Annotated in this window: 14 protein-coding genes and 1 riboswitch; of the genes, 7 read left to right on the top strand and 7 right to left on the bottom strand. The window is 54.7% G+C overall.

Annotated features, from left to right (window positions below; genetic code table 11):
• Positions 1–9 precede the first annotated feature (9 nt).
• The 3 genes from araD to araB all read right to left on the bottom strand — a co-directional run bounded on the left by araD (position 10) and on the right by araB (position 4,033).
• Complete coding sequence (gene araD / locus OGY83_RS15750) at positions 10–705, bottom strand: L-ribulose-5-phosphate 4-epimerase (protein ID WP_123268691.1); 696 nt, start codon at positions 703–705, stop codon at positions 10–12.
• Between the two features lie 105 nt (positions 706–810).
• A complete protein-coding gene (gene araA / locus OGY83_RS15745) occupies positions 811–2,313 on the bottom strand; it encodes an L-arabinose isomerase (protein WP_123268692.1) in 1,503 nt (500 codons plus the stop codon).
• A 10-nt stretch (positions 2,314–2,323) separates the two neighbouring features.
• Complete coding sequence (gene araB, locus OGY83_RS15740; protein WP_286636276.1) at positions 2,324–4,033, bottom strand: ribulokinase; 1,710 nt, start codon at positions 4,031–4,033, stop codon at positions 2,324–2,326.
• Positions 4,034–4,372: 339 nt separating this feature from the next.
• Here araB and araC point away from each other — a divergent pair, with 339 nt between their 5' ends.
• Positions 4,373–5,218, top strand: a complete 846-nt coding sequence (gene araC / locus OGY83_RS15735; protein ID WP_079937102.1) for an arabinose operon transcriptional regulator AraC — start codon at positions 4,373–4,375, stop codon at positions 5,216–5,218.
• A 119-nt stretch (positions 5,219–5,337) separates the two neighbouring features.
• Positions 5,338–6,105 (top strand): DedA family protein, encoded by a 768-nt coding sequence (locus OGY83_RS15730; protein ID WP_038637157.1) that lies wholly within the window; start codon positions 5,338–5,340, stop codon positions 6,103–6,105.
• A gap of 47 nt (positions 6,106–6,152) precedes the next feature.
• Here the strand turns inward: OGY83_RS15730 and thiQ are convergent, their stop codons facing one another.
• The 4 genes from thiQ to sgrR all read right to left on the bottom strand — a co-directional run bounded on the left by thiQ (position 6,153) and on the right by sgrR (position 11,261).
• On the bottom strand, positions 6,153–6,851 hold the full coding sequence (gene thiQ, locus OGY83_RS15725) for a thiamine ABC transporter ATP-binding protein ThiQ (RefSeq protein ID WP_079937101.1): 699 nt from the start codon (positions 6,849–6,851) through the stop codon (positions 6,153–6,155).
• A complete protein-coding gene (gene thiP / locus OGY83_RS15720) occupies positions 6,835–8,445 on the bottom strand; it encodes a thiamine/thiamine pyrophosphate ABC transporter permease ThiP (RefSeq protein WP_286636275.1) in 1,611 nt (536 codons plus the stop codon). The genes thiQ and thiP overlap by 17 nt, the downstream gene beginning before the upstream one ends.
• Entirely contained in the window at positions 8,421–9,404 is a 984-nt protein-coding gene (thiB, locus tag OGY83_RS15715; protein ID WP_286636273.1) for a thiamine ABC transporter substrate binding subunit, read from the bottom strand. The genes thiP and thiB overlap by 25 nt, the downstream gene beginning before the upstream one ends.
• A 30-nt stretch (positions 9,405–9,434) precedes the next feature.
• A riboswitch (TPP riboswitch) is annotated at positions 9,435–9,559 on the bottom strand.
• A 46-nt stretch (positions 9,560–9,605) separates the two neighbouring features.
• Positions 9,606–11,261 carry an HTH-type transcriptional regulator SgrR gene (sgrR, locus tag OGY83_RS15710; protein ID WP_286636272.1) on the bottom strand — a complete coding sequence of 552 codons (1,656 nt, stop codon included), beginning with the start codon at positions 11,259–11,261 and terminating at the stop codon, positions 9,606–9,608.
• A gap of 99 nt (positions 11,262–11,360) precedes the next feature.
• Here sgrR and sgrT point away from each other — a divergent pair, with 99 nt between their 5' ends.
• The 5 genes from sgrT (at position 11,361) to idnR (ending at position 16,499) form a co-directional block, all read left to right on the top strand.
• The gene (sgrT, locus tag OGY83_RS15705) at positions 11,361–11,489 is read left to right on the top strand and encodes a glucose uptake inhibitor SgrT (RefSeq protein WP_286636270.1); all 129 of its coding nucleotides are present in this window, start codon (positions 11,361–11,363) and stop codon (positions 11,487–11,489) included.
• Between the two features lie 376 nt (positions 11,490–11,865).
• Positions 11,866–13,044: a sugar efflux transporter gene (locus OGY83_RS15700; protein WP_191234190.1), complete on the top strand. Its 1,179-nt coding sequence runs from the start codon at positions 11,866–11,868 to the stop codon at positions 13,042–13,044.
• A 274-nt stretch (positions 13,045–13,318) separates the two neighbouring features.
• Positions 13,319–14,083 (top strand): gluconate 5-dehydrogenase, encoded by a 765-nt coding sequence (gene idnO / locus OGY83_RS15695; protein WP_123268699.1) that lies wholly within the window; start codon positions 13,319–13,321, stop codon positions 14,081–14,083.
• A gap of 57 nt (positions 14,084–14,140) precedes the next feature.
• Entirely contained in the window at positions 14,141–15,424 is a 1,284-nt protein-coding gene (locus tag OGY83_RS15690) for an MFS transporter (RefSeq protein WP_003829574.1), read from the top strand.
• An 82-nt stretch (positions 15,425–15,506) separates the two neighbouring features.
• Complete coding sequence (gene idnR / locus OGY83_RS15685) at positions 15,507–16,499, top strand: DNA-binding transcriptional regulator IdnR (protein ID WP_079937093.1); 993 nt, start codon at positions 15,507–15,509, stop codon at positions 16,497–16,499.
• Positions 16,500–16,514 lie beyond the last annotated feature (15 nt).

Here is a 16,514-nt window from a genome sequence, read left to right as displayed (position 1 = left end):
CAGAAGAGGTTACTGCCCGTAATACGCTTTAGCACCGTGTTTACGCAGGTAGTGTTTATCCAGCAGGGTTTTTTGCATATCCGGTAATTGCGGCGCGAGCTGGCGACAGAAGATCCCCATATAGGCGACTTCTTCCAGCACGATGGCGTTATGCACCGCGTCTTCGGCATTTTTTCCCCAGGCAAACGGACCGTGAGAGTGCACCAGCACGCCAGGCATCTGCGCGGCGTCAATACCCTGTTTCTCAAAGGTTTCAACGATTACATTGCCGGTTTCCCATTCATATTCGCCGTTAATTTCTTCGTCGGTCATTTTCCGTGTGCAGGGAATCGAACCGTAGAAATAGTCCGCATGGGTGGTCCCCGTGGCCGGAATCGACTGACCGGCCTGCGCCCAGATGGTCGCATGGCGCGAATGGGTGTGAACAATGCCGCCAATGGTCGGGAATGCCTGATACAGCAGACGGTGCGTTGGGGTATCGGAAGAGGGCTTCTTCTGGCCTTCTACTACTTCACCCGTGGCGATACTGACTACCACCATATCGTCGGCGGTCATTACGCTGTAATCGACCCCCGAAGGTTTAATCACAAACACGCCGCGCTCGCGATCGACGGCGCTGACGTTCCCCCAGGTCAGGGTGACCAGATTGTGCTTAGGCAACGCCAGATTGGCTTCCAGTACCTGACGTTTGAGATCTTCTAACATGATGCTCTCCGATGAATCTTGCCGGATGGCGCTACGCTTATCCGGCCTACAAATCGCACATTCTTGTAGGCCGAATAAGGTGTTTACGCCGTCATCCGGCAGTTGTTAACGTTTGAAGCCGTAATACACTTCGTTCCAGCGCAGCGCGTCCTTAAAGGCCGGCAGGCGGGTATCGTTATCGATCACCGCGATCTCGATATCGTGCATTTCAGCAAACTGGCGCATATCGTTCAGATCCAGCGCATGGCTGAACACGGTGTGGTGCGCGCCACCGGCGAGGATCCAGGCTTCAGAAGCGGTTGGCAGATCTGGCTGGGCTTTCCACAATGCGTTAGCCACCGGCAGTTTCGGCAGGTCGTGCGGCGTTTGCACTGTGTCGATGCAGTTAACCAGCAGACGATAGCGATCGCCGAGATCGATCAGGCTGGCAACCACTGCCGGACCGGTTTTGGTGTTGAAGATCAGACGGGCAGGATCGTCTTTACCACCAATGCCGAGATGCTGTACGTCGAGGATCGGTTTCTCTTCCACCGCGATGGACGGGCACACTTCCAGCATGTGCGAGCCGAGCACCAGATCGTTGCCTTTCTCGAAGTGGTAGGTGTAATCCTCCATAAATGAGGTGCCGCCCTGCAGACCGGTTGACATCACCTTCATGATGCGAAGCAGAGCGGCGGTTTTCCAGTCGCCTTCGCCCGCAAAGCCGTAGCCTTGCTGCATCAGACGCTGTACGGCCAGACCCGGGAGCTGTTTCAGGCCGTGTAAATCTTCAAATGTGGTGGTGAAGGCGTGGAATCCGCCCTGTTCCAGGAAGCGTTTCATCCCCAGTTCAATACGGGCCGCTTCCAGAACGTTCTGACGTTTTTCACCGTGGACTTGCGTCGCCGCCGTCATGGTGTAGGTGCTTTCGTACTCATCGATTAGCGCGTTGATTTCGCCGTCGCTAATTGCGTTCACTACCTGCACCAGATCGCCCACGGCCCAGGTATTTACCGAGAAGCCGAACTTGATCTGCGCAGCGACTTTATCGCCATCGGTGACCGCAACTTCACGCATGTTGTCGCCAAAACGGCAGACTTTCAGGTGGCGGGTATCCTGTTTGGACACGGCCTGGCGCATCCAGGAGCCAATGCGTTCATGCGCTTGTTTATCCTGCCAGTGACCGGTGACCACGGCATGTTGCTGACGCATACGTGCGCCGATGAAGCCGAACTCACGGCCGCCGTGCGCAGTCTGGTTCAGGTTCATAAAGTCCATATCAATGCTATCCCACGGCAGGGCGGCGTTGAACTGGGTGTGGAACTGCATCAGCGGTTTGTTGAGGATAGTCAGACCGTTAATCCACATTTTGGCCGGGGAGAAGGTATGCAGCCAGACCACCATCCCTGCACAGCGATCGTCGTAGTTAGCGTCACGACAAATAGCCGTAATCTCGTCAGGTGAAGTACCCAGCGGTTTTAACACCAGTTTGCAGGGCAGTTTAGCTTCAGTATTCAGTGCGTTAACGACGTGCTCGGCATGTTGGGTTACCTGACGCAGGGTTTCAGGGCCATACAGATGCTGGCTACCAATCACAAACCACACTTCATAGTTATCAAAAATCGTCATTGTCGTGTCCTTAATGTGTCAGGGTTGCCAGATCTACCGGGGCTTGTTGCGCCGGAGCGGCAGTCGGAAGGTATTGTTGTTCAGCGCTTACTGCCCACTGTTGATAGCGGCGATAAAGATGTTCAAAACGTTGAGCCTGCTCTGGGCGAGGTTGCAGCGTGTTTTCCACGGCGCTTGCCATCTGCTGCTGAGCGGCAGGGATATCAGCGTGTACTTTCGCGGCAACGGCGGCGAAGATAGCCGCACCGAGTGCACAGCACTGGTCTGAAGCGACAATCTGTAGCGGACGGTTCAGCACGTCACAGCAGGCCTGCATGATGACCGGGTTCTTGCGCGCGATACCGCCAAGCGCCATCACGTTGTTAACCGCAATGCCTTGTTCGGTGAAGCATTCCATGATGGCGCGCGCGCCAAAGGCGGTGGCGGCAATCAGACCACCGAACAGCGCTGGTGCGTCGGTTGCCAGATTCAAATCGGTAATTACGCCTTTCAGACGCTGGTTGGCGTTGGGCGTACGGCGACCGTTGAACCAGTCGAGCACCACCGGCAGATGCTCCAGTGATGGATTTTTCGCCCATGCTTCGGTGAGTGCAGGCAGCAGCTGTTTTTGACTGGCTTTAATCTGGGTCTGCAGTTCCGGATGCTGTGCGGCAAGCTGTTCCAGCGGCCAGCTCAGCACGCGGCTAAACCAGGCATAGATATCGCCGAATGCAGACTGACCAGCTTCGAGGCCAATAAAATTAGGCACCACGCTGCCATCAACCTGGCCGCAAATGCCTTTCACCGCACGCTCGCCAACGCTTTGCTTGTCGGCAATCAGAATGTCGCAGGTTGACGTGCCGATGACTTTCACCAGCGTGTTAGGCTGTGCACCTGCGCCGACCGCGCCCATATGGCAGTCAAAAGCACCGCCTGCAATCACCACACTTTCCGGTAGTCCCAGGCGCTGTGCCCACTCGGTGCACAGGGTGCCAACCGGCAGATCCGCGGTGAAGGTATCGGTAAACATTGGGTATTGCAGATGGCGGTTGAGGATGGGGTCGAGTTCGTCAAAGAAACTGGCTGGCGGCAGACCACCCCAGCTTTCATGCCACAGAGATTTATGCCCGGCGCTGCAGCGACCGCGACGAATATCCTGTGGGCGTACGGTGTTGGAGAGCAGGGCCGGAACCCAGTCGCATAGCTCAATCCACGAAACCGCAGCCTCGGCTACCGCATGGTCCTGACGAGTGACATGCAGGATTTTGGCCCAGAACCATTCGCTGGAATAAATGCCGCCGATATAGCGGGAATAATCGATCTTGCCCTGTGTATGGCACAGGCGGGTGATTTCTTCGGCTTCTTCTACTGAGGTGTGATCTTTCCACAGGACAAACATCGCATTCGGGTTTTCCGCGAACTCCGGACGCAGCGCCAGTACATTACCGTCTGCATCGATGGGTGCCGGGGTTGAGCCGGTACTGTCAACGCCAATACCGACCACTTCCGCGCGCTGCTCAGCGCTCAGTTCGGCCAGTACGGTTTTCAGCGCAGCTTCCATGGATTCAATGTAGTCGCGCGGATGATGGCGAAACTGGTTGTTTGGGCCATCGCAATACTGCCCTTCCTGCCAACGTGGGTACCACTCAACGCTGGTGGCGATCTCTTCGCCGGTGGCACATTCCACCGCCAAAGCGCGTACTGAATCACTACCAAAATCGAGGCCAATTGCAATCGCCATCGTCTTACTCCATCCAAAAATACGGGTATGGATAAACAGTAGTGAGTAGCGATAAAAACCGTCAGGCAGGATCCGCTAATCTTATGGACTAAAATGCTGTGGCATCACAAAGTGTGACGCTGTGCAAATAATCAATGTGGACATTTCTGCCGTAGTTATAGACACTTTTGTTAGCCGATTTTGACGTTGGCGTAGCACATGTTTTTTACAAAGAGCTTTTCACAAGCGGGATTGGTGGTCCATTACCGCAAATACAGCGGCCCGCAGGGGCGACAGCGATGATGTCTGGCGTAATATGGACAAATTGTTTCTTGGCAGGATATAGGGAGTATTGAAATTATGGCTGAAACGCAAAACGATCCCCTGTTGCCAGGTTATTCGTTTAACGCACATTTGGTGGCCGGATTAACCCCCATTGAGGCGAATGGATACCTGGATTTTTTTATCGACAGGCCGCTGGGTATGAAGGGTTATATCCTTAATCTCACCATCCGCGGCGAAGGGGTTATCAATAATCAGGGCAAGCAGTTTGTCTGCCGGCCTGGCGATATTCTGTTGTTTCCGCCTGGTGAAATTCACCACTACGGGCGCCATCCTGATGCCAGCGAGTGGTATCACCAGTGGGTTTACTTTCGCCCGCGCGCCTACTGGCAGGAGTGGCTGACCTGGCCGGCCATTTTTGGCCAGACCGGCTTTTTCCGCCCGGATGAAACGCATCAGCCGCATTTTAACGAGCTGTTTGGGCAGATAATTAACGCCGGGCAGGGAGAAGGTCGTTATTCCGAACTGCTGGCGATTAATTTACTGGAGCAGTTGTTGCTCCGGCGTATGGAAGCCATCAATGAATCGCTACACCCGCCCATGGACAACCGCGTCCGCGATGCCTGCCAGTACATCAGCGATCACCTGGCGGACAGCAATTTTGATATCGCCAGCGTCGCGCAGCATGTCTGCCTGTCGCCTTCCCGTTTGTCGCATCTGTTCCGTCAGCAGTTGGGCATCAGCGTATTAAGCTGGCGCGAAGATCAGCGCATCAGCCAGGCGAAGCTATTACTGAGTACCACACGTATGCCCATTGCCACCGTAGGTCGCAATGTTGGCTTTGACGATCAGCTCTATTTCTCTCGTGTTTTCAAAAAATGTACCGGTGCCAGTCCGAGCGAGTTTCGCGCTGGATGTGAATAAAAAGTGAATGATGTATCCTGAAAGTTGTCATAACTCGCAATCTATTCAGACAATTGATGGCTTGACGAAGTTGAGAGGGGTTATCAAAATCCCTGCTTCGTAAATTTGACGGACACATTATGCAAGCATTGCTGGAACACTTTATTCTCCAGTCCGCCCTGTACTCTCTGATCGCCGTACTTCTGGTGGCTTTTTTGGAGTCGCTGGCGCTGGTTGGCTTGATTCTGCCCGGGACCGTGATGATGGCGGGACTGGGCGCGCTGATTGGCAGCGGCGAACTGAACTTCTGGCATGCCTGGCTTGCGGGCATCGTCGGCTGTCTGTTAGGGGACTGGATCTCCTTCTGGCTGGGATGGCGCTTTAAAAAACCATTGCACCGTTGGTCGTTCATGAAAAAGAACAAGGCGTTGCTGGATAAAACCGAGCACGCCCTGCATCAGCACAGCATGTTTACTATTCTGGTGGGGCGTTTTGTCGGACCGACGCGTCCGCTGGTGCCGATGGTAGCAGGCATGCTGGATCTGCCTGTCGCTAAATTTATCGTCCCGAATATTATCGGCTGCGTGCTGTGGCCACCGTTCTACTTCCTGCCGGGGATCCTGGCGGGGGCGGCAATTGATATTCCTTCTGATATGCAGAGCGGGGATTTCAAATGGTTGCTGCTGGCGACGGCGCTGCTGCTATGGGTGGGCGGCTGGTTGTGCTGGCGCCTGTGGCGCAGTGGCAAAGCGGCTGTCGATCGCTTAACGGCGTATTTCCCACGCAGCCGTTTGCTGTATCTGGCGCCGTTGACGCTCGGGATCGGCGTGGTCGCGCTGGTGGCGTTGCTGCGTCATCCGCTGATGCCGGTGTATATCGATATTCTGCGTAAAGTTGTGGGTTACTGACGATACCTTTGCCGGATGAGGCATTCACGCCGTCACCCGGCAACGCATTATGCTTTAATGCCCAATAGCGCCGAGGCGCTGGCGTTGCCGCTTAACAGATCGTCCGTTTTGCCCTGCCAGGCGATGCGCCCGTCGGCGACTACAATTGAGCGGGACGCAATTCGCGCCGCATCTTCTACGCTGTGAGAAACCATCAGTAACGTCAACTGCTTCTCGCGACAGACCTCGGCGACCAGCGTTAGCATCTCCTGGCGCAGCGCAGGATCGAGCGCAGAGAACGGTTCATCAAGCAGTAAAATAGGTTGTTCCCGCACCAGGCAACGCGCCAGCGCCACGCGCTGTCTCTGTCCGCCGGAAAGCTCGCCGGGGAGTCGCTCCAGCAGTGAGTCGATCCCCATTTGTTGGGCGATGTGGTGCATTTTCTCCCGCTGCGATGCGTTCAGCTTCAATCCCGGATTAAGGCCCAGGCCAATGTTTTGCTGCACGCTCAGGTGGCTGAACAGGTTATTTTCTTGAAACAGCATGGAAACGGGTCGGCGTGAGGGCGGCGTGGCGGTGTGATCTTCACCTTCAATCATCATGGTACCGCTGGCGGGCGTGAGAAAGCCGGCAATCAGATTCAAAAGCGTACTTTTCCCGGCGCCGCTGGGGCCGAGCACTGCAATCTGCTCGCCGCGCGCGACCGACAGCGTAAAGCGCATGGGCAGATGGTGATAAAGCCATGTGATATCAATCAGTTTTAACATTTCGACCCGGCAATTTCTCAATAACGGTAAACAGCGTAAAGCACAGGATCAGCAGTAATAACGCCGTAACTGCGCCATCCTGACTGCGATAAGAGCCAATCTGCTGATATAAATAAAACGGCAGGGTGCGGAAATCCTCATTACCAAATAACGCTACTACGCCAAAATCGCCAATCGACAGAACGCAGGCAAACGCCATCGCCTGCGCCAACGGGCGCTTCAGGGCGCGCAGTTCAACCACTTTCAGGCGCGACCATCCCTCAATGCCCAACGACTGGCACAACATACTGTAGCGCGCAGTGACGTCACGCATTGGGTTTTCCAGCACCTTCAGTGCATAAGGGATCGCCATCAACGCATTGGTAAAAATAACAATGCCGTCGGCAGATTCGGGAAGCCCAATGGTGTTATTGAGCAGCAGAAAGAAGCCGGTAGCTAACACGATGCCCGGCATGGCGAGGATCATCATGCCGCTCAACTCCAGCATCTGGCCTGCCAGCAACTGCTGTCGGGCACGGAGTTCACGACTGCTCCATAACAGCATCATGGTGAGTACGACGCATAACGCACCTGCCGCCAGGGCAATGCGTAGCGAGGTTCCCAGCGCCTGCCACAGCACTGGCTGCATCAGTACATCCAGAACATGGCGGTTTAAGCCATCGACAATCACTGCCAGCAGCGGCGGCAGTAACAGCAACAGGGCAAGAATAATCAGGATTGCATCAGCCAGTCGGCTGTGCAGGCGATCGTCGGGATCGCGCCAGCCTTGTACCAGGGTAGCACCGGGAGCAATCGCGCGGCTCAGACGTTGACTGAGGAGCACCAGCGCCAAACAACAAACCATCTGGATCAACGCCAGTATGGCCGCGCGGGCAGGATCGTAATCAAAATTCAGCGCCTGATAAATAGCCAGCTCGATGGTCGTGGCCTGTGGCCCGCCGCCCAGCGATAAAACGGTGGCGAAACTGGCGAAGCACAGCATAAAGATGAGTGCCGCGACGGGCAGGATCTGACGACGCAGCCACGGCCATTCAACAAAACGGAAGAAATTCCAGCCACGCATACCCAGCTGAGCGGCTAACTGCCGCTGTTCGCCGGGAATGTTTTCCAGCGACTGTAACAGCAGGCGGCTGGCCATCGGCAGATTGAAAAAGACATGCGCCAGCAGAATGCCCTGCAAACCGTATGGCGAAAACGTCCACTCCAGCCCGAGTGTATGCCAGAGCGAGGCCAGCCAACCCTGGCGGCCGTAGACGCTAAGAATACCGAATACCGCGACCAGCACTGGCAGGATTAACGTCATCGCGCACAGACGCAACAGCGCCAGACGTCCTGGAAAACGGCGACGATAGAGCGCTCTGGCAAGGAAAATCGCCGGAACAACCGACAGCACTGCGGATAAAAAAGCCTGCCAGAAAGAAAAGCGCACCACGTGCCACAGGTAGTCGTCTTGCCACAGCGAGAGCCACTCTCCCTGCGGGGCGTTAAACCACAGTGCCAGAAATGCGGCCAGGGCAACGGCCACCATCAGCGTGGCGGCGGTAAGCCCTGGAACCAGCCAGCCGGGAATTAACGGCTGACTGCGCGTTGCCATTCGCTAATCCATGTCTGACGTTGAGCCGCAACCTGCTGTGGCGTAAATTCCAGCGAGGTAGCTGGCTTATTCAGTTGCTCGAATCCTGGCGGCAGGGCGACTTGCGTCACGGGATACATCCAGTTGCCGGTGGGAATCGCATTCTGGAATGCCGGAGACACCATAAACTTCAGGAATTTCTCGGCCAGTTCCGGCTGCTTGCTGGCCGCAGTACGGGCGGCGACTTCCACCTGCAAATAATGGCCTTCGCTAAAGTCGGCTGCGGCGTAGTTGTCTTTTTTATCGGCGATGATGTGATAGGCCGGAGAGGTGGTGTAGCTGAGCACCAGATCGCTTTCACCTTTCAGGAACAGGCCGTAGGCTTCGCTCCAGCCCTTGGTGACGGTGACGGTTTTTGCCGCCAGCTTCTGCCACGCCTCTGGCGCTTTATCGCCATAGACTTTCTGCATCCATAGCAGCAGACCCAGACCTGGCGTGCTGGTGCGCGGATCCTGATAAATGACGCGCCATTTTTGGTCGCTCTCTACCAGTTCTTTCAGGCTTTTGGGCGGATTCTTCAGCTTGTTCTTATCATAAACGAAAGCGAAATAGCCGTAGTCAAACGGAACGAAGGTATCGTTTTTCCAGCCGCCGGGTACGTTAACGGCGTCGTTTGCAACACCACTTTTGGCAAACAGTTTGGTTTGCGTGGCCGCTTCCAGCAGATTGTTATCCAGACCCAGCACGACGTCGGCTTTGCTGTTTTTTCCTTCCATGCGCAAGCGGTTAAGCAGCGAGACGCCATCTTCCAGCGCGACCAGTTTTAGCTCGCAGTTGCAGTCAGCTTCAAAGGCTTTTTTGATTGTTGGGCCCGGGCCCCAGTCAGCTGCGAACGAGTCGTAGGTATAGACGGTCAGTACAGGTTTGGCGAAGACAGGCGCTGCGCACAGCAGTAATAGCGGAAGACATTTTTTAAACACTTTGCACCTCAAGAGTTGGGTGGCAAAGGACTTGAGATAAGCCTCAAATCCCTTCGCCGGCATTATCCGGATCAGGTTCGACGGGTATCTCTCAGCCCATACACAGATCGAATGATTTTGTGTATGTTTTTTATTTAGCACCCCGTTGAGAACGGCGTTAGTGTAATGATTTTGTTGCTATGCGGCAATCAAGAGCCGGATCTAAGGATCCGGCGGAGCAAACCACGCCGATTTAAAATCAAACCAGCCGAGGGTATTCATGCGCAGCCCGCGCATACTGCGCTGTCCCTGAATGATCAACCAGTGGTGGATTAATGGCACAATGGCCTTTGTGGCGAGCAACTGTTGGCACCATGCTGCCAGGCTCATTTCGCCCGTTCGCCAACGAGCCGCATCGTTTTCCCAGTCCCGCGAGATACAGTTTTGCAGCAACGGGACTTCGCACAAATGGGCGAACAGCGAAAAGTCCAGCGGGAGGGTAAAGTTGGCGCTGTTGAGCCAGATATCGCTGACGATTTCACCTGCATGCCATTGATCGTAGTCGATCTCCTGAATATTCAGTTGTACCTGATGTTCCGCCAGCAACCTTTTCATAATCTGCGCGATAATCCGGTGTTCGATATGATCGCGATAGTAGGTGATTGTCAGCGTTTCCAGGCCTGCGGGTTTTTCACCGTGGCCAGGTTTCGCGTGGTGCCAGCGGGGGAGTAAACCATACGCGGGAAACCACAGTCGCTGGTACTGTTCGTCGGCGTGGCAGATTAAATTCGTTGGCGAGAGAACGCGGCTTGCCCACTCGCGTACCTCCTGATTAGCGCCACGGTGGCTACGCGCATCAAACAGCAGGTAGTAGCAGCCTTCTTCGAGGCGGCTTTCGATCGCCTTTTCATCCTCTGTGGGACCTTTTAGCGTCAACCCGCCGCCAGGTTCTTCTCCGATGTCGGGTAATACCCAAACGTTCACTTCGTCGATCAAGGCCCGGTAGCCAAAATAATCATCAAATGCATGAATTTTCAGTTGGTTACTGGTGTTGCGTATTACTGCATACGGACCGGTACCAATCGGGTGACTGGAGAAGTTGTTTAGTGTTTCCCATTCTCGCGGCAGGATCATGGCGGGGACCTGACCCAATAGCCAGGGAAGCCAGCGGTCTGGCTGGGCCAGATGGATATCCAGCGTCCAGGCCGTGGGAGAGACGATCTGCGTGATGTGTGAATACAGCGGCAGGGTGTTAATGCGCCTCAGCGAGGCGATAACATCTTCCATTTCCAGCTCGCGACCATGATGAAAATGGATCCCCGGGCGCAGGAAGAACCGCCAATGCAAAGGTGAAATTTGCTGCCAGTGATGGGCAATGTCCGCTTCCAGTTCCCCATTTTCCTCATTTACCCGAATTAAGGCACTGAAGATTTGCCGGGCGATATGGGTTTCGGAGCGGCGTAATGCCGTGCCGGGGAGCAGGTTGTGCATGGGGCGATAATAGAGAACGCGCATGATATGCCGACCCTGGCGAAAGCTGCGGCCAAGGTGGGAGACCAGCATTTGCCGGACGGCCGTTTTGTCACCGACCAGTTGCACCAGTTGATCGATGCGATCCTGTTCCAGTAGGTCTTCCGCGCGCTGCTGCTGGAGTGCTAACCCGGTATAGAGGAATGTCAGTCGCGAGCGTTTACCTCGTCCAACTTCAGCTTCCCACGTTAACCAGCCGCGATCTTGCATGGTATTAAGCAGCGTACGCATATGGCGGCGCGAGCAGCTCAGCAGATCCGCTAGCTCGTTGAGCGTCGTGTCTTGCGTCTTGCCGTCACAGCATTGCCACAGACGGATGAACTGTTGTTGCAAACGACCAGAAGACATAAAAGGGGAACTCCTGCGGAAAACTCAGCAATTTTATAATCCCTATATTAAGCCAATAATAGATTCCGATGAAGCGATGAGACAACGAAGGGGTCATCTATGCGTCAGTTCTGGTTGAAGTACTTTACCGCGACAGAAAAATCGTCCTGGTTGGCTTGCCTGAGCGCACCGCAGCGCTTAAAGATGCTCGAAGAGCTGATGCAGTGGGAGATGACAACTGACTCCTGAATTGGGAATTATTGCAGACATCATGTGTGACTGAGTATTGGTGCAGGCTGTATCCTGCCATTATCTCTGAGCATCGCTGGTGGCAATTTTTTCACATGGCAAGGCGCGAATAGTGAAATTTGGTGGACCAAATAAGGTGTGAGCAACACAGCTATGTGAAAAAATGGCCCCAGCCCTCCGGAACGCGTGTAAAAAACGCATACTCTGCGTTGTCAGGCTTGGGAATAGATTTCTATACCCAGCGCCCTCCGCCTGGATTATGCGTTTTTTACCCAGCGTCGATGCCAGATATAATGGCAGGATACAGCCTCGTTCACCCGCCAGCAGGTATTATCTGCTGGCTTTTTTCGTTTCAGCTGCGCTTAAAAGGAAAGATATGCTCTGGATTATGACCATGGGACGGCGCCTCAACGGCGTTTACGCGGCATTTATGCTGGTCGCTTTTATGATGGGCGTGGCGGGGGCATTGCAGGCACCCACGCTGAGTCTGTTCCTGAGCCGTGAAGTCGGGGCGCAGCCATTTTGGGTCGGGCTATTTTACACCGTCAATGCGATTGTCGGGATCGTCGTCAGCCTTGGCCTCGCGAAACGATCTGACAGCCAGGGCGATCGACGTAAGTTGATCATGTTCTGCTGCCTGATGGCAATTGGCAACGCGCTGCTGTTTGCCTTTAATCGCCACTATCTCACGCTGATCACCTGTGGTGTGCTGCTGGCCTCGCTGGCGAACACCGCCATGCCGCAGCTGTTTGCGCTGGCGCGGGAATATGCTGATAACTCCGCGCGTGAAGTGGTGATGTTTAGCTCGGTGATGCGTGCGCAGCTTTCGCTGGCCTGGGTGATTGGACCGCCGCTGGCATTCATGCTGGCGCTGAATTACGGCTTTACGGCGATGTTTTCCATTGCCGCAGGGATTTTTGCCATTAGCCTGGTGCTGATTGCGCTGATATTGCCGTCTGTTGCTCGGGTGGAGCAGCCTGTAGACGTGCCGCTGGAACAGACCGGCGGTTGGCAGAACAAAAATGTGCGCATGTTGTTTATTGCCTCCACGCTGATGTGGACCTGCAACACCATGTACATCATCGATATGCCGCTGTGGATAAGCCTTGAGCTGGGCTTGCCGGACAAGCTGGCCGGGATCCTGATGGGGACGGCGGCTGGGCTGGAAATTCCGGCGATGATTCTGGCGGGCTATTATGTGAAGCGCTTTGGCAAACGGCGAATGATGATCGCGGCCGTAGCTGCAGGCGTGCTGTTTTATCTTGGTTTGATCTTCTTTCACAGCCGTACGGCGTTGCTGGTGCTGCAACTGTTTAACGCGGTATTTATCGGTATTATCGCCGGGATAGGCATGCTGTGGTTTCAGGATCTGATGCCCGGACGTGCGGGGTCAGCGACCACATTATTTACCAACAGTATTTCAACGGGAGTCATTCTGGCAGGGGTGATTCAGGGAGCCGTTGCGCAAAGCTACGGTCATTATGCTGTCTATTGGGTGATTGCGGCGATTTCGGTGGTTACGCTGTGGATGACCGGGCGGGTGAAGGACGTTTAATACGTACCGGGAATTTCCCGGCGTTGCAGCGCTCGGCCTGGCGATATTTTGTATTCGTTTTTGTAGGCCGGATAAGGCGTTTACGCCGCCATCCGGCAACCTGTCCCTACGGCCTGATCGCGTTATGTTTATCAGGCCTATCCCTCTTTTTTTCATCTTGCACGTAAATGTAACATTGATCACATAACGATCATTTTCCTCTTCCTGGATCTTCTTTTTTTTACTGTTACGCGTATACAGTTACGCGTAACAGTTATTAAAAAAGGAGTTTTTTATGAAAAACCTATTCGACCTTACCGGCAAACGCGCGTTGATTACCGGTTCCGCTCAGGGCATTGGTAACCTGCTGGCCAGCGGTCTGGCGGCGCACGGTGCTGAGATTGTGATTAACGACATCACCCAGCAGCGGGCGCAGGCGGCGGCGGACAAGCTGGTTGCCGAAGGCTATCGCGCCGTGGGCTATGGATTTGATGTTACCAACGGGGAAGAGGTGGCGCGCGCCATCGCGCAAATCGAAAAGGAAGTTGGGGCCATTGATATTTTAATTAACAACGCCGGAATCCAGCGTCGTTATCCCTTCACCGAATTTCCGGAGGCTGAATGGGACAAAGTGATTGATGTAAACCAGAAATCGGTATTTCTGGTGTCGCAGCAGGTTTCCCGCTACATGGTGCAACGCCGCCGCGGGAAGATTATTAATATCTGCTCAATGCAAAGCGAATTAGGTCGTAAAACCATTACCCCATACGCGGCGTCAAAAGGTGCAGTCAAAATGTTAACCCGTGGCATGTGCGTGGAACTGGCTGAATACAATATTCAGGTCAACGGTATTGCTCCTGGCTATTTCGCCACCGACATGACCACTGCGCTGGTCAACGATGAAGCATTCTCTGCCTGGCTGTTCCAGCGCACGCCCGCCGCTCGCTGGGGTAACCCGGAAGAGCTGATCGGCGCGGCGGTTTATCTTGCCGCGCCAGCTTCTGATTTTGTGAATGGGCATCTTCTGTTTGTGGACGGCGGCATGCTTGCCGCGGTCTGATAAATAATGGGCCGCAGACGCGGCCTGACAGCGAAAACAATAATCCAAGGAGTGAGTATGAATATGCTCGCAAAACTGCCAGCGCGTCGCTGGTGGTATTTAATGCCGATTATTTTTATTACCTACAGCTTAGCTTATCTCGATCGCGCCAATTACGGCTTTGCCGCTGCCGCGGGTATTGAACATGACTTGGGGATTACTCAGGGAACAGCATCGTTAATTGGCGCGTTATTCTTTCTGGGCTACTTCTTTTTCCAGGTGCCGGGCGCGATGTACGCCGTTAAGCATAGCGTGCGCAAAATGATTTTTTACAGCCTGATCCTTTGGGGGCTTTGTGCCGCGGCGACCGGCTTTGTCAGCAATATCCCAACGCTGATGGCGATCCGCTTTATTCTCGGCATCGTCGAAGCGGCGGTGATGCCCGCGATGCTGATTTATATCAGCAACTGGTTTACCAAAACTGAACGCTCGCGCGCCAACACCTTTTTAATTCTCGGCAACCCGGTCACAGTGCTATGGATGTCGATAGTTTCCGGCTACCTGATTGAAGCCTGGGGCTGGCGCGAAATGTTTATTATCGAAGGTATCCCGGCGGTGATCTGGGCGTTCTGCTGGGTGATTCTGGTACGCGACAAACCGGCGGATGCGGGTTGGTTGAGCGAGCAGGAGAAACAGGCATTACAGCAGGCGATGGATCGCGAGCAGCGCGACATCAAACCGATGCGTAACTACGGTGAAGCGATGCGTTCACGCAGCGTCATTATGCTTTGCGCGGTGCATGCGCTGTGGAGCATCGGGGTGTATGGCTTCATGATGTGGATGCCGTCAATCCTCAAAAACGCAGCTCAGATGGACATCGTGGCGGTGGGCTGGCTGGCAGCGGTGCCGTATCTGGCGGCGATCTGCCTGATGCTGACTGTCTCCTGGCTGTCCGATAAGTTCCAGAACCGTAAGCTGTTTATCTGGCCGTTGCTGTTGATTGCCGCTATCGCGTTCTTTGCCTCATGGTTGTTGGGCAACCAGTCTTTCTGGCTCTCCTACGCGCTGCTGGTTGTGGCCGCTGCTTGTATGTATGCGCCTTACGGGCCGTTCTTTGCGCTGATCCCCGAACTGCTGCCGCGCAACGTCTCCGGCGTCTCGATGGGGATGATCAACAGTTTTGGCGCGTTAGGGGCATTCCTCGGCGCGTGGCTGGTGGGTTACCTTAACGGCGTGACCGGCGGGCCGGGTGTCTCCTACACCTTTATGGCAATTGCTCTGCTGGCGTCGGTGGTGCTGATGTACTGCGTTCGTGCACAAAATGAAACCACGTCGCCGTCGGCTGAGATGGCTACGCGTTAAGGTTGAGCGAGGAGTGCAGTCGCTAACCGGCTGTGATAAGGTTCTCTGCGAGCAGAATAGGCTGTTGGTCGTAGAGAACCTCATGAAAAACAATCGGATGACATTACAGGATATCGCTAATCTGGCCGGGCTGAATAAGATGACGGTCAGCCGTTATCTGCGTGACCCGAATCAGGTGTCGCAACGCAGTCGTGAGTTGATTTCGAAAATCATGGAAGAGAACAACTACATTCCTAACCGCGCCCCGGAAATTCTGCTCAACGCACGCAGCAAAACCATTGGTGTGCTGATCCCCTCGTTTCGTAATCAGATCTTTGCCGACGTGCTGGCGGGGATTGAATCCGTCACCTCGGCCTGCCAGTACCAGACGCTGATCGCCAACTACGAATATGATGCCGAGCGTGAAGAACGCGAGGTGCTGAATCTGCTCTCTTACAATATCGACGGCCTGATCCTCACGGGAAAGCTGCATACCGAGCGGATGATCCAATACGTACGCGCCAGCGGCGTACCGGTGGCGGAACTGATGGATATTAGCGGCCAGTATCTTGATATTCAGGTTGGGTTTGATAACGAAAAAGCCGCATTTGAAATGACGCAGGCTTTTATCGACAGCGGCAAACGCAGCATTGCTTTCTTTGGCTCGATGGACGACCCCCGCGACCTTAGCCGTTTTCGCGGCACCGAGAAAGCGCTGGCGGCGCAGGGACTGGAAGCGTACCACCTGGCGCCAAAAACTATTTCGTCGGTGGCGCTGGGACGCAAGATGTTCCAGCAGGCGATGGCGGAAAAGCCGGATATTGACGCTATTTTCTGTACCAACGATGACCTGGCGGTTGGCGCGCTGCTGGAGTGTCAGGCACAGCAGTACGATGTGCCGGGAAAAATGGCGATTGCCGGTTTCCACGGGCTGGAAATTGGCCGTGCGCGGCTGCAAAAAATCGCCAGCGTGATTACGCCACGCTTTGAGATTGGCAAAACGGCGGCGGATATTCTGATTAAGCGTTTGAACGGGAAAGATGCGCCGGGCAGCGTCAATCTTGGCTACCAAATCTATTACGGCGATACGCTGTAGGCGAAGAGAAGGGGC

Origin of the sequence: Citrobacter sp. Cpo090 (genome assembly GCF_030332665.1) — a bacterium.
GTDB classification, from domain to species: domain Bacteria; phylum Pseudomonadota; class Gammaproteobacteria; order Enterobacterales; family Enterobacteriaceae; genus Citrobacter; species Citrobacter portucalensis.
This window is presented reverse-complemented; position numbering and strand designations above follow the sequence as displayed.